Raw genomic sequence first — 14,394 nt, forward strand, 5'->3', positions numbered from 1 at the left:
TATTACTATTCTTTAAAGCGTTGGCGTTTCGATTCAGTTTTAGAAATAGTATCTTGAGTCGGTACTATTGACACTATCATCTCGTTACAGATTAAAGAATCTATTTTATCCTGTTTACAGGATGGAAAAAACGTAGTATATGCTTAAGACCGGTCAACAGATGAACCAGAAACAGACGCAACAGCAGCGTCTGTCGCCGCAACAGATACAGTATATCAAGCTGTTGCAGCTCCCTACTATTGCTTTGGAGCAGCGGATAAAGGAAGAGTTGGAGACCAATCCGGTTCTGGAGGAAGGTGAGCAATCTGATTCCGTAGATGAACTGGAACAACCGGAGTGGGAAGAGGAAGAAGTCGCCCGGGATGAAGAACTCGAGCCGGTTGATCAGAATGAAGAGATCGACTGGGATGAATTTATGCACAACACCGAGTACGACGGCAATAACTATTCCGGCGGTTCCGGATATGGGGGCAATGAAGACTGGAGGGATTTGCCGGATCCTTATCATGAATCTTTCTTGGAAAAGCTGGAGCAGCAGGTTGGCCTTCTGGATTTAAATGAAGAACAACAGTTGATTGCCAACCAAATACTTGGTTCTCTTGATCATGACGGGTATTTCAGAAGAGAAATAGAGGCCGTTGTTGATAATATTGCTTTCAATGAGGGAACATTGACCAACAAGGAAGAGGTTGAGAAAGTCCGTAAACAAATTCAACGGCTCGATCCCCCGGGCATCGCCTCGCGCGATCTACGGGATTGCCTGCTGGTTCAGCTTAGGATGATGAATGAAGATGTCGAGGGCCGGAATGATGCGATCGCTATGCTCGAAGATCATTGGGACCTTTTTGAAAAGAAGCATTTCCGGAAGCTCAAGAAAAAACTTCAGATCGATGATGAGGAGTTAAAAGCTGCTTTTGACTGTATTAAGGGGCTGGATCCAAAGCCCGGCGGCGGAGGTAATGCGGTCGATGATACGCAAAACTATATTGAACCCGATTTTGAAGTATATTATCAGCCTGCGGAAAATTCCAATGGAAATGAGGAAGAGGCCGGTGATTTTGTCATTTCACTAAATAATGGAAATGTGCCACCTCTTAGAATTTCACCCCGCTATAAGGATATGTGGGAAGACCTGAAAAAGAAAAAGGATAAGAGTAAGCAGACTAAAGAGACCAAATCTTTTATTAAAGATAAGATAGAATCTGCTCAGTGGTTTATCGATTCTATACGTCAGCGGCAGAATACGCTGATGAATACCATGCAGACGATCGTAGCCCTTCAGGAGGACTTTTTTAAGCATGGGGAGGGATTGAAACCGATGATTCTTAAGGATATTGCTGATCGCGTGAATTTGGATATCTCCACCATTTCCCGGGTAGTTAACGGTAAATATGTTCAGACACATTTTGGAGTATTCGAGCTTAAGTACTTTTTCAGCGAGGGACTGGAAACACAGAGCGGAGAGGAAGTTTCCAGCAGGGAGGTTAAAAATGCAGTACAGGAAATCGTGGATAATGAAGATAAGAAAAAACCGCTGAGTGACCAGGCCATCGCGGATCAACTCAAGGAAAAGGGATATAAAATTGCTCGAAGAACTGTGAGTAAATATCGCGAGAAGCTAAATATTCCGGTCGCACGACTTCGTAAACAAATTGTTTAAAGTTTCAGGCTTAGGTAAATAACTTCCCACACGGAGCTGTTGAATCCTACCATCCAGACAGTTAATGCTGTAATAAGGAGGAGATAAAGTCCCACCGTTAAACTCAGATAACGCAATTTATTGGTTACTACCGCCCGGGAGAGGTCTATAGCAGCGACTATAAAGGAGCAAAAAAATACAAATAGTAGTAAAATAGTGGCTGCAGTGATGGCATATATACTGCCCCAAGATACATAAACGGCTATAGCAAACGTCCCGATAAGAAAGTTAAGATGGAAAGGCCAAGCCAAAAGAGTAGTGACCTGGGTTAGTGATCGAAGATATTTGTTGCTAAGATACAGCCAGAATATTGCTATAAGAGAGAGCATCAAGAATATGCCTGAAAATACCAGAAGAAGAATATACTCATTACCGCTGATAATTATCTCGAGCATGGGATAATGATATGCGAGACTCTGCAGACCCAGCGGGGACCATAAATAAGTTGAAAGAGTATACAATACAGCGCCGGCAAGCAGAGCATGCTGTAACAGGATGAGCATGGCTGGCACCGAAGTACGGATATGACGCCTGAATATGTCATTCACAAAGAAGGAGTGACCGAAGAAATAGCGGAACAGTGATTTTCGATAGAGCGGACTCATATTATAGTGCATGGCAAGTGACCCCCAAACCAGTAAAAGCACTATTGTGGGAAGAATGGGTTTTCGGGAGCTAGGAAGTGATTCTTCAGGAACCGGAAAGATCGCGTTGGGGGTCGAAGCAAAAGCACGCAGGGTATTCCCTAATTGGGGGTTATTTTCGATTGTAGAGAGGAGCTGTGAACTCCTAAATAAAAGAGGCTTGCCGGGTGAGTGTGAAGTTTGTTCAATGATTCTCTTAAGAGGAGTGAGAAATCCCTGAAGTTTCGGGTCCGGACTGTATTGATATCCACCAATGAATTCGGATCGTGGAATAGTTAGGGAATCCAGATCTGTTGAATGCAGACGAATGTCATAAATAAGGAAATCGGCTGGTGGATGCGTATCTGTTATTTGGTGGTCGGTATAATATGTATCTATATTATCGAGATTATTAAAAGAGGCGAAAAAAGAGGAAGCCGCTGTATTAAATGCAGACTGTTCAATAGCTCCGAATTGAAAAAGTTTAAGTTTTTCTACCGAAGGCTGGGACAGAAAAGCCTTTGCTTTTTGGATTAAGGCCGCAGCAGTAGCCGAATCTGTACGTGCAAGAGAAAGGGGGGTGGGAAAGGAGATTCCAAGTGAGGCATAGATCTCAAAATTATATTGGTTGATCGTTTCCCAAAGGCGATCAGATGGTTGTTCATTTAATTCCAGAATGGTAATGCCTGTTTCCTGGAAAGTACTTAGCTGATCAAGAGCCTGCTGTTCGCTTTCTGGCAATTCCCATACTACGCCAAAATTTCGTTGAGCATGAATGGAGCCGGCAAAGAAAAGCAAGATGATGATCGTAAAGAGCCCTTTGAAAAACCATTCTGTCATCGCGAACGAAGTGTGGCGATCTCTTTTTACCAGCATTGATCGGGAGATTGCTTCGCAGGCTCGCAGTGACAAGCCAATTTTTGGAGGTTTTACAAAGGTTTCTGTAAAAAAAGACCAGATACATTTAAAGGTCAACGGCAATAACTAAGGTTATTTTGGATCTATCGTTTTTTCAATAGGGAGTTCAGTTGTTTCTTTAAAACTACTCAATACCACATTAGACCTGCTTTTACTTACACCATCCCAGGATTGAATACGGGAAAGAAGCTTTTCAAAAGAGTCGGTATTTTCCGTCCTGATCTTTAGGATGTGGGAGCCATCTCCGGTAATTGAATGACACTCGAGCACTTCCGGTTCTTGCTGTATTTGCTCGATAAACCGGGGATAATTTTCAGAGCCATCAACTTCTACAAAAACGAAGGCCGTGATATCAAATTTAAAGCGTTTGGCATCTAAAATTGCTCGATATTCCGTGATAAGTTCCTTTTCTTCAAGCTTGCGCATGCGTTCTGAAACCGATGGTACGGATAAATGGACAATTTCAGCAAGTTGATTTCGCTGTGCTCGTCCTTCTTTTTGAAGATGTTTTAAAATAGTTAGATCGGTTTCATCCAGTCCTTTACCCATATAGCCTCCTTTTTAATTGCCTAAATTTTCTATGATTTATTAAAAATAAGCTTAAATATTAAGGAGGTCAAGCACAGTTAATTTCAGCTGATGCCAATAGTAGTGAAACAGTATTTTAAAGAAGCAAAATTAAGATTCAAAGGTTTGTGAAAACTCTTTTATCTTTAGCAAAATTATAATACAAGAAAATGTAACTAAAACAAATGTTAGACGTCACCTATATTCGCAATAATACCAAGCGCGTAAAAGAAGGAATGAAGAACAAGGGCGAAGATCAACCTGAGATTGTTGATCAACTGTTGGAGGTTGATGAATCGTGGCGTGCGCTTGTTAAAGAAACCGATGATCTGAGGAGTGAAAGTAATACCAAGGCACAGAAGATCGGTGAGCTGATGGGTAAGGGCAATAAAGAAGAAGCCCAGGAAATCATTGCCTATACAAGCAAGCTCAAAGAAAAGATTAAGGAGAAAGAAGTACAATTGAATTCCCTTAAAGAAGAGCGTACTGATTTATTGTTACGCATACCCAATGTCCCGCATGAATCAGTTCCGGTCGGGCATTCGGAAGACGAAAATGAGGTCTTTAAGACCTGGGGTGAGCCATTAAAAGATGAGAATCTGAAACCGCATTGGGTATTGGTGGAAGAACAGGGGTGGATCGACTTTGAGAGAGGGGCAAAGGTCACAGGAGCCGGATTCCCGTTTTATATTGGTCCCGTAGCTAAACTTCAGCGTGCGTTAATAAATTATTTTCTTAATAAGGCAACGGATGAGGGATATACGGAACTACAGGTACCGTACTTTGTCAATGAGGATTCGGCCCGGGGAACGGGACAGATTCCCGATAAGGAAGATATGATGTATGAGATTCCAAGAGATGAATTTTTTGCCATACCTACGGCTGAGGTACCGGTGACGAACTTCCATCGCGATGAAATTCTGGATAATGATGATCTTCCCATTTATTATGCGGCTTATACGCCTTGTTGGCGCCGCGAAGCGGGTTCCTATGGTAAAGATGTACGAGGACTAAACCGCCTGCATCAATTTGATAAGGTGGAATTGGTCAAGTTAGTGCATCCGGATGCGGCATACGATGAGCTGGAGAGTTTGCGTGCCTATGCTGAATCCCTTTTAGAAGAGCTGAAGATTCCATACCGAACTTTGTTAATGTGTACGGGTGACATGGGCTTTACCCAAACCAAAAAATATGATCTTGAGGTATGGAGTCCTGCTCAAGAACGTTGGCTGGAAGTGAGTTCCTGTTCTAATTTCGGAGGGTTTCAGGCAAGACGGATGATGCTTCGATATCGCAATGACGAGGGAGAAACAGAAATCTTACATACGCTTAATGGTTCCGGGTTGGCCCTGCCCCGCATAGTAGCAGCGATATTGGAAATTTATCAGCAGGAAGACGGAAGTATTAAAGTTCCTGAAGTACTTCAGCCTTTTATGGGTACCGATGTTATCAATTAGAGCATTGTAAATACATTCTTAATTAATTTTATAAAAAGATTTCATACAGATGAGCGAGGTAAAGAACAGCATATGGGGAACGCATCCCCTGGGTGATAAAGAACCCTACTTTGTGGATGTGGGTGCACTTAATTTATGGATGCTATACCGAAATGAAGAGATATGGATTGCGTATTGTTATGATGAAGAAGTAGAAGGAAAGGTGGATCCTTCCGCCCCACCGGAAAAGACTGATTGGCAGCGATGGGCCCATAAGAGTGGAGGCAATGAGGTGCAGATTTTACCTGCATTTGCTGATCTTCCCCTTATTGTGCAATCCGAATATTCTCTTAAAGTGAGTCCATATACGACTATACAGATATACAGCCGGGTTCCGTTATGGATTTCCATTTCTATAGCAAAAAACGAATATAGCCTGATAGAGCTGCCAGCTACGAAACTTTCCAAAACATGGTTCGGTACCCCCATTGAAGGGGAGTTGTGCTACCATGTGACCACAAAGGCTCGTCGTGACCTATCAAAAACGACACCGGAAGATTACCTGCTAAGTTGTCCCATTACTATTTCTAACCGCTCTGCAGAAGAGTTAACCTTCGAGAGCTTCTGCTTTAGAGTGGAACGACTGGGAATTTATAAGGATACAAATGGTGTATTGTGGGCGGATGAAACCGAGATTACATATCATGGGGAGGAGCAACATAGTGATATTATAATGACAGGGAAGCTACCCAAAGGAATCACCAAGGATATGCAGATATCCAAACCCAGAAAGCAGATACACAAGAGTTTAGCTACCCGTACTTTTCAACGCCTTTTTGAAGACACTGATATTTTAGGACGATAACAATTACTTATTATGGATTTGTTTAATATATATAACTACATATCTGAGGAAACGGTTTTTCAAGCCGTAAGAGTTTTACTGATCATTGCGATTTCCTTCCCGGTCTTATTGCTGCTGCGGAATTGGGCCCGTTCTTTCTTCACTAAGAAATACGCGTCCCACTATGGGATGCTTGCAGGAAAAGTAGTGTTCTATACCGGTTTGGTTATTATGATTGTAATGGTAATGGGGCAGCTGGGTATTAGCCTGGCTCCACTGCTGGCTGGTGCCGGGATTGTTGGAGTGGCTCTTGGTTTCGCCTCACAAACCAGCGTATCCAATATTATCAGTGGACTTTTCCTGATTGCTGAACAACCCTTTAAAGTCGATGATATCATCAATGTGAACGGTACAATTGGTATTGTAATGTCTATTGATGTGCTTTCGGTTAAACTCCGCACTTTTGACAATATGTTCGTACGAATTCCCAATGAAACTATTATCAAAACGGAAGTCATTAACTTAACTCGTTTTCCCATCCGGCGGTTTAATGCCAAGGTTTCGGTGGCGTATAAAGAAGATGTGGGAAAAGTTCGGGAAATTTTAATGGAGGTGGCTGAGAAAAATAAGTATTCTCTTAGTGAACCCGAACCTCAAATCATCTTTGAGGCCTTTGGTACTTCTTCTATTGACCTGGATTTTCGGATCTGGGCCCCGGTTAATGAATGGATTTTCCTTAAGAACACCATTCAGGAAGAGATCAAAAAGAAATTTGATGAAGAAAGTATTGAGATTCCTTTTCCTCATGTATCTCTTTATGCCGGTCAGGATACGGAAGCGATGCCTATTGAAATTATAAACTCAGTAGTTCAACAGGAAGAAGCTGATTAATAGTAAGATGATCTGCGATTGCTAAAATTCGCTATCAATTGGTAAATGAAGTAGATGCCCAAAATAGCAAGACCTATAATTACTAAGCTTCCCCAGAAAATATACGCCAGATAGGGAACGAGCATTATGCAAAGTAAACTGACGATAAATCGCAGGGGATTGGAATAAAAAGTATAGAGACTCAGGCTTGTCGCGAGAAGTCGAAGAAGTCGCTGTATCATAACAACTGGATATAATTAATTGCTGTGTAATTAGCTTTACGAACAGAAAGCCAAATTGATTCATTTAAACAGAGAATGCTCAATCTCTATATCCTTATAGCAGTTGTAAGATAATTTAAGCAAAAACAGGGTGAGGGAGTTGTATCTTGGAACCAGCGGGTGGTCGTATGACAGTTGGATAGGAGACTTTTACCCGGATGGTATCCGGGAAAGTGAGATGCTTGAATATTATATAGTAATATAGAGGTAACTAGGAAGCTACGGCATACATTTCCTGTTCTTTGAACCGGTGCAGTAGATCGAGGATAGGCTTCATTTCCTGCTCTTCCATAATCGCAGCCCGCAACTGGCGGCTGTTACGCACGCCTTTAAGAAATTGGCCATAGTGTTTCTTCATGATGATTACTCCATAGCGTTCACCGTGATGCTTTACGGAACGACGTAGTTGTTCGGCACAAAGTTCTATCCGGTCCTCAACGGAAGGGTCGGGCAGCAGTTCTCCGGTTTGGATGTAGTGATGGGAACGTTCAAATATCCAGGGGTTTCCGATGGCTCCGCGTCCGATCATGACGCCGTCCACACCGGTTTCATCAAACATCCGTTTGGCATCCAGTGGAGTGGTAACATCTCCATTGCCAATGATCGGAATTTCGAGACCGGGAGTGTCTTTTAGCTTCTTAAGACATTCCCAGCGTGCATCCCCCTTATATTTTTGATTGCGCGTACGAGCATGTACGGTGAGGGCTTTAACGCCCAGGTCCTGAAGCATAAGGGCTACTTCCCCAATACGGATCGTTCGATCATCCCATCCGAGCCGCGTTTTAACTGTTACCGGCCGGTTTTCTACAGCATCCACAACAGATCCGGCCATTCGTTCCATCAGATCCATATCCTTAAGGCAGGCAGATCCGGCTCCTTTTTTGACAATATTGTAGACGGGGCACCCGAAGTTAATATCCACTACATCGGGGTTATTAGATTCGGCTATCTTCGCTGCTCCCTCCATTGCTTCTTCGCGACCTCCGAAAATTTGTACGCCAAAGGGACGTTCCTCTTCACTGAAGTCCATTTTGTGCATAGCATGGTCGGAGTCTCGTATTATGGCTTCAGAGCTGATAAATTCCGTGTATACGATATTTGCCCCCTTGCGCCGACAAATAGTTCGAAAGGGAGAGTCCGTTACATCTTCCATGGGAGCCAGCAAAAGCGGCTTATGACCTAAATCTAAATCACCTATTTTCACTTTGGTACTCAATGGTTGGTTTAATAATTGCTGAACCTCAATATAAGGAGAATCTCAGAAAACCTCGATTAATTGTCAGGTTAGAAATTAGCGGTTTAAAATTAACTAATGATATGAATGCTGAAAATTGTTATACTAGCGCTTAATCCTTAATTCAATTAATTTATAGAACGGGATCATGGCATTAGCATCCAAAAGTATAGAAGAACTGTTAGGTGATGAAGCAGAAGATTTGCTGACTCATAAATGTGAAACAATATCTAAAGACAAACTCTATCTACCCTCAGGATCATACGTAGATGATGTTTGGTACCAGTCCGACCGGAATCCACGAGTACTACGGAATCTACAGGCCCTGCTAGATCATGGCCGGCTGGGAGGTACGGGATATACCTCAATTTTGCCGGTAGATCAGGGAGTTGAACACTCCGGCGGAGCCTCATTCGCACCCAACCCCGACTATTTTGATCCCGAAAATATTATAAAATTAGCAATTGAAGGGGGATGTAACGGTGTTGCTTCTACCTTTGGAGTTTTAGGAGCAGTAGCTCGAAAGTATGCTCATAAAATTCCTTTCATTGTTAAGATTAATCATAATGAGTTGATGACTTATCCGAATACATATGATCAGGTGATGTTCGGTTCGATTGAACGTGCGTATGAGATGGGGGCTGCTGCGGTAGGAGCTACGATCTATTTTGGTTCGGAAGAGTCCAGCCGACAAATTCAGGAGGTTGCCCGCGCTTTTGAGCGTGCGCACGAACTGGGGCTGGCTACTATTCTCTGGTGTTATACCCGGAATTCAGCTTTCAAAGTAGATGGAGAAGATTATCACGCATCAGCGGACCTTACGGGGCAGGCTAACCACTTGGGCGTTACCCTTCAGGCCGATATTATTAAGCAGAAGCAGCCGACGAATAATGGAGGGTATAAGGCCCTGAATATGGGAGATTCCTCTTATGGTAAGCTTGATGAGGATATTTACAACAAGCTTGCTAGTGAACATCCCATTGACCTTACCCGCTATCAGGTGGCAAATTGTTATATGGGTCGCGCAGGACTGATTAATTCTGGAGGCGGTTCCGGCAAAAATGATTTTGCGCAGGCTGTTCGTACAGCTGTTATTAATAAGCGTGCCGGCGGCATGGGACTTATAAGCGGTCGTAAAGCATTTCAACGACCATTGGAAGAAGGAGTGAAGCTACTTAACTTCATTCAGGATGTATATCTTGATGATGATATTACTGTAGCCTAAAAGCTCTAAATGTTTTTTAAAAGCCTTATGGATTTTCCATAAGGCTTTTTTTATGCCTTAGTTAAATATCTTGGCACCTGCTAATTTGGTTTCTATTATTTAGATTTGATACCTATTTTGAGCTACGCATTTTCTCTAATTGTTAAATAATAGCTTTTTGTCAGGTAGTGAACATCACATACAAAAAAGTCCTAAGGAGTATTTTTCCAGTAAATACTTGTTTATTTCTATAGGCTTGAGTGTGGGGACGATGGCTTTTTTAATTTACTGGACCTATACTCCTGGAGTTCTGGAGCATTTGAAGATGAAAAGGTTGCCGGGACTTATTATAGCTGTGGTGGTATCTTTCATGCGAATTGGTTTTTCAGCGGCAAAAATACGGTATTTATCTGAAAAGGCTTTGGGCTGGATGGCATCATGCCGCGTTATGCTTAGCTGGGATTTTACTTCTTCGATAACCCCTTCTGTTGTAGGCGGAGCTCCCATGGGGACATACGCCATGACGAAGGAAGGATTTAGTCTGGGCCAATCATCGGCCATTATTCTCTATAGCCTTTTTCTTGATCAGCTTTGGTTTGCCCTTGCGGTGCCTATCTTGCTGGTATCGGGAATATTCTATGAAGTAGTACCCAATAATACTGGGGTGGTGGGGCATGCTTCTATGATATTGCTATATATAGGACTATTAAGTTATGCCGGCCTGATGGCTTATGGCATTTTAAAGAATCCTCATGCGATCAAAAAGGTGGTGAATGTGGTATTCAAACTTCCTTTTTTGCGTCGCTGGAAAGATGATGTAAAAGATGAAACTGAAAATTTAGTGGAATATGCCCATGAACTTCGCGCGAAGCCGAATAGCTTTTTGCTAAAGGCTTTCTTTTTATCGACCATGTCCTGGTTGTGTAGAATCGCATTGCCTACCATTGTTGTATTAAGTCTTTTACCTGCAAATGAAATTCTCTCGATACTCAGAAGCTTGGCAATGAATCTGGCTTTTCTCATTATGCCCACACCAGGTGGAAGTGGTGGGGTAGAGGGACTCTTCGCTATCTTTCAGGGTCCCTTAATGGATCGAAAAGCGTTTATTGGTCTCGCTGTATTTGCATGGAGAGTCATTAGCTATTATATCTCCGTTGGTTTGGGAATCATGGCTACTACCTGGTATATAAATCAGTCGGTAGTAGAAAGTTTCGATGACTTGTCCCCCGAAGAACAAGAAAGAGACGTTCCCTCATCTGAATCTATTTGATTATGCCAAAAGATCGAATGCAATTTGTATGTGATGAATGTGGCCATACTTCTACAAAATGGCTGGGTAATTGTCCCAATTGTGGAAGCTGGCATACCTTCAAGGAGTTTAAGGTAGAGCGCAAGACAAAATCGGAAAAGGAGCATAAGGGCAAGGTTGAAGGCTTAAATGATTCCCAACCTCCCCAAAAGCTGGACGATATTAAATCGAATTCTGAGGAGCGATTTTTGAGTCATATCCAGGAATTGGATCGTGTACTTGGTGGAGGATTTGTCCCGGGCTCCTTTATACTGCTGGGGGGGGATCCTGGGATTGGTAAAAGTACGCTGACTCTCCAGCTGGGAAAAGCAGTTTCGGATTTGAAAATACTGTACTGTGCGGGAGAGGAGTCGGCGGGGCAGATAAAACAGCGCGCCCGTCGGCTGGGGGTGGAATCCAATAACTTCTATATCTATACGGAAACGGATATCAATAAAGTGTTGAAGGAAGCACGGAAGCTGGATCCCGACTTGTTGATAGTGGATTCGATACAGACGGTCTACCGTACGGAGCTAACCAGCATGGCAGGCAGCATTCAGCAGGTCAAAGAGTGTGCCGCCCTGTTGCAGCAACTGGCTAAAAAGCAGAATATCACGACATTGGTTATCGGACACGTTACCAAGGAAGGTAATATCGCGGGCCCGCGGGTACTTGAACATATGGTGGATACGGTGCTTCAGTTTGAGGGAGACAGTAACTATAACTATCGGATGCTGCGCAGCCTAAAAAATAGATTTGGTCCGGCACAGGAAGTTGGGGTATTCGAGATGAAGCAGTCGGGGTTGGTTGAGGTCTTAAACCCTTCACAGCTTTTTCTGTCGGATTATGACAGCAGTGTTAGTGGCAATGCAGTTATCTGTTCTATTGAAGGCTCACGTCCGCTTTTAGCAGAAGTACAGGCATTGGTTACCCCCAGTAATTACGGTACACCACAGCGTACAGCCAATGGATTTGATCACCGGCGGCTTTCACTGCTGCTGGCGGTTTTGGAGAAAAGAGGAGGGTACCAGTTTTCAGGTCAGGATGTTTATCTGAATATAGCCGGCGGACTAAAAGTGAATGATCCGGCTGCAGATTTGGGTGTGGTCTGTGCGTTGGTCTCGAGCTTGCTCGATGATTCTATTTCAAAGGATTTTGCCTTCCTCGGGGAAGTGGGGCTGGGAGGAGAGATTCGCGCGGTCAATAATGTTGATCAGCGTCTCGGGGAGATACAAAAGCTGGGTTTTGAAAAAGCCATAGTCCCCCAAGCAAGCACCATTGACCGAAAGCACGATTTACAGCTCATTAAGGCGGCGAATATTATGGCAGCTATAAAAAAAGCTCTTTAGAATATAATCTAAAGAGCTTTTAAAAAAATAGTAATAGTGCTTAGAACTGGTGACGCTCACGTCTGCGCTGTTCACGAATGCTTTTCTTTAACGCTTCACGACGTTTTTTGGAGGGCTTGGTATACTGCTGCCGCTCTTTATATTCATTTAAAATTCGTGAACGAGCCACCAACTTTTTAAAGCGGTTAACTGCTCGGTCAATACTCTCGTTATCTTTTACTTTAACTCCAACCATATACTTTAAATTGTTTTGCTTTCGATTCTCGGACGCGAAATATAAGGATCTTTTTATAAATGTACATAATTATAACAAAGAAAAGTTGCTATTCATTTCAACACCTTTACCAAGGTAAGAGGGTACGTGTGTAACCTTAACCACTCCTGAGTCTTGTAAAAGCCAAGTTTTAAATTTGGGTAATTTTTTATGTCCAATTTCAAAAGGTAAGGCTATTACCTAAAAGAATGAACTATGATCCCTACAGTTCAAAAAAACTCATTACATATTTTGCTTTCTGTATTTTAATGTGGAGGGAGCAAAGCCAAAGTTATCATCTAAAATGATATTATCATATTCAGATACACCAATTTTTATCAGGGCCTGGTGATGAATGGTATGATCTAAATTATGTAGTATCTCCCGATAATAATTACTTTCAATTAGGATCTTTTCTTCGGAAATCATCTGTTCTAAGGATATCGTTTTATTTGGTTTTTCAATTTGAGTAATCAAAAGTTCTAATTCTTGGAGTGCGACTTCTATATTGGTTTCTATGGTCCTATTTCGCGGTCTGTAATCGTAATTTACGGTCCCTTCATCATACTTATCTAACAGGCATCTAAACATTTCGATAATATGCCGATAATGGCTCCCTATGCTGGAACCGCTTAAGGCTGTGCAAGAACTATTATACTGGGAAGGGGAAAGTTGTCGTAAGAGGTCAATTAGAGAGTACAGGTTATTCTTTATAGAGACAAATAACATGAGTTAAAATAGATTCAGAATGACAGGGTTTTCGAAAAAAATCTTTTTTCTATGACGGTTGTAAACGTCCGTGCTTGAAACGGATATATTCTAATATATATTAGCGCTTAAACCAAGCCCAAATTCTATGTCTGGATTGATAATATTGAGCCGCCAATTTTGTTCAGTTTCTTGGGCGCAAACTGAAGTAAAGAGAGGTATAAATAGTGAGAGTAATAACGTTTTCTTCATGTGTTAAAGAATTGTAGCTGCGTCTCCAAGTCAACTCAAATGGCCGGCACCAATTTTTTGCATATATAATATGCTTGTAAATTAGTTAGAAGCTAAAAGTTGAATTGTGTATTAAAAAATAATATCCCCCCAGAGGTATCATGCGTAAGGTTGTATTGGATATGATACTGGGGCTTGAGCGCTAAATAGAAATTTCGGGAAAATTTGAATAGCAGATCTAACCCAAACTGGGGACCTACTTGAAAACCGTCAATTCCCTGGCGAAAATGAGCTGAAGCTTGAGTGGGAGAATAATCACCGTAGCCCAAAAAGCCACCAGCATTTGGTAGTAAGGAGATCGAGGTGGAAACCGGTAGTCGAATATATATGGCTGTAGATCCTTGTCCTGAAAATAGCTTCGGATCTTTTAAATTGCGATCTGAGTAGCCCGTAGCATTAAAATTGAAGGACTTATATACCGAAAGTTTTGAGCGGATGAGCCAGTTTTCAGCAAAATCGGCAGAGCTATTGCCGAGAATAAAACCTACATTTATTCCCGAATATTTGGGAGTATTTTTGCCCTCGCTGCCAAGATCACTGGATAGATATTCTGTATGCAGGGTGAAATCGTGACTTTCATTAATCCGGTAACCAATTGCCGGACCAATTAACTGGGTATTTTCAAAAGAACCACCTCGTAGATAGAAAGATTTAAGAACCGGAGTAAAAAAACCAGGATCACTTTTATAGGTTATTTGTGCAAAAGAAATTGTTGAAAAGCTAAAAAATAGGAGTAAAACAATAACTGCTTTTTTCATCTGTGATGAAGTCTTTTGAAGAATATAGTTTCAGCTAAAATATAAAAAATCTTTATCCAGAAAGGGGTGGG

Annotated in this window: 13 protein-coding genes; 7 read left to right on the forward strand and 6 right to left on the reverse strand. The window is 42.1% G+C overall.

The genetic code is table 11. The features are described 5' to 3' along the window. The first annotated feature begins 139 nt into the window (after positions 1 to 139). Positions 140 to 1,660 (forward strand): RNA polymerase factor sigma-54, encoded by a 1,521-nt coding sequence (gene rpoN / locus ABEB05_RS14835; protein WP_265791075.1) that lies wholly within the window; start codon positions 140 to 142, stop codon positions 1,658 to 1,660. Here the strand turns inward: rpoN and ABEB05_RS14840 are convergent. Together ABEB05_RS14840 and ABEB05_RS14845 are read right to left on the reverse strand one after the other, a co-directional pair. Then, positions 1,657 to 3,198 carry a hypothetical protein gene (locus ABEB05_RS14840; RefSeq protein WP_265791074.1) on the reverse strand — a complete coding sequence of 514 codons (1,542 nt, stop codon included), beginning with the start codon at positions 3,196 to 3,198 and terminating at the stop codon, positions 1,657 to 1,659. The genes rpoN and ABEB05_RS14840 overlap by 4 nt on opposite strands. Before the next feature lie 114 nt (positions 3,199 to 3,312). Beyond that, positions 3,313 to 3,789 carry an Lrp/AsnC family transcriptional regulator gene (locus tag ABEB05_RS14845; protein WP_265791073.1) on the reverse strand — a complete coding sequence of 159 codons (477 nt, stop codon included), beginning with the start codon at positions 3,787 to 3,789 and terminating at the stop codon, positions 3,313 to 3,315. Positions 3,790 to 3,992: 203 nt separating this feature from the next. Between ABEB05_RS14845 and serS the strand changes: the two genes are divergently transcribed. From serS to ABEB05_RS14860, 3 genes are read left to right on the forward strand one after another with little or no spacing between them, the layout of a single operon-like run. Continuing rightward, on the forward strand, positions 3,993 to 5,264 hold the full coding sequence (gene serS / locus ABEB05_RS14850) for a serine--tRNA ligase (protein WP_265791072.1): 1,272 nt from the start codon (positions 3,993 to 3,995) through the stop codon (positions 5,262 to 5,264). A 49-nt stretch (positions 5,265 to 5,313) separates the two neighbouring features. After that, a complete protein-coding gene (locus ABEB05_RS14855) occupies positions 5,314 to 6,108 on the forward strand; it encodes a DUF432 domain-containing protein (protein ID WP_265791071.1) in 795 nt (264 codons plus the stop codon). Between the two features lie 12 nt (positions 6,109 to 6,120). Beyond that, a complete protein-coding gene (locus ABEB05_RS14860) occupies positions 6,121 to 6,978 on the forward strand; it encodes a mechanosensitive ion channel family protein (protein WP_265791070.1) in 858 nt (285 codons plus the stop codon). 471 nt (positions 6,979 to 7,449) lie between these two features. Here ABEB05_RS14860 and dusB read toward each other — a convergent pair whose 3' ends face one another. After that, a complete protein-coding gene (dusB, locus tag ABEB05_RS14865) occupies positions 7,450 to 8,454 on the reverse strand; it encodes a tRNA dihydrouridine synthase DusB (RefSeq protein WP_265791069.1) in 1,005 nt (334 codons plus the stop codon). A 166-nt stretch (positions 8,455 to 8,620) separates the two neighbouring features. On the opposite strand from dusB, the gene ABEB05_RS14870 reads away from it, so the two are divergent. From ABEB05_RS14870 to radA, 3 genes are all read left to right on the forward strand, one after another. Beyond that, positions 8,621 to 9,697 (forward strand): class I fructose-bisphosphate aldolase, encoded by a 1,077-nt coding sequence (locus tag ABEB05_RS14870; protein WP_265791068.1) that lies wholly within the window; start codon positions 8,621 to 8,623, stop codon positions 9,695 to 9,697. Between the two features lie 235 nt (positions 9,698 to 9,932). Beyond that, positions 9,933 to 10,946 carry a lysylphosphatidylglycerol synthase transmembrane domain-containing protein gene (locus tag ABEB05_RS14875; RefSeq protein ID WP_345694311.1) on the forward strand — a complete coding sequence of 338 codons (1,014 nt, stop codon included), beginning with the start codon at positions 9,933 to 9,935 and terminating at the stop codon, positions 10,944 to 10,946. A 2-nt stretch (positions 10,947 to 10,948) separates the two neighbouring features. Next, entirely contained in the window at positions 10,949 to 12,313 is a 1,365-nt protein-coding gene (radA, locus tag ABEB05_RS14880) for a DNA repair protein RadA (protein WP_265791067.1), read from the forward strand. A gap of 40 nt (positions 12,314 to 12,353) precedes the next feature. On the opposite strand, the gene rpsU is transcribed toward radA, so the two are convergent. The 3 genes from rpsU to ABEB05_RS14895 all read right to left on the reverse strand — a co-directional run bounded on the left by rpsU (position 12,354) and on the right by ABEB05_RS14895 (position 14,323). Next, positions 12,354 to 12,548: a 30S ribosomal protein S21 gene (gene rpsU, locus ABEB05_RS14885; protein ID WP_265791066.1), complete on the reverse strand. Its 195-nt coding sequence runs from the start codon at positions 12,546 to 12,548 to the stop codon at positions 12,354 to 12,356. 261 nt (positions 12,549 to 12,809) lie between these two features. Further along, positions 12,810 to 13,157, reverse strand: a complete 348-nt coding sequence (locus ABEB05_RS14890; RefSeq protein WP_265791065.1) for a hypothetical protein — start codon at positions 13,155 to 13,157, stop codon at positions 12,810 to 12,812. Between the two features lie 461 nt (positions 13,158 to 13,618). Further along, complete coding sequence (locus tag ABEB05_RS14895; protein ID WP_265791064.1) at positions 13,619 to 14,323, reverse strand: hypothetical protein; 705 nt, start codon at positions 14,321 to 14,323, stop codon at positions 13,619 to 13,621. Positions 14,324 to 14,394 lie beyond the last annotated feature (71 nt).

Source organism: Fodinibius salicampi, assembly GCF_039545095.1.
GTDB classification, from domain to species: domain Bacteria; phylum Bacteroidota; class Rhodothermia; order Balneolales; family Balneolaceae; genus Fodinibius; species Fodinibius salicampi.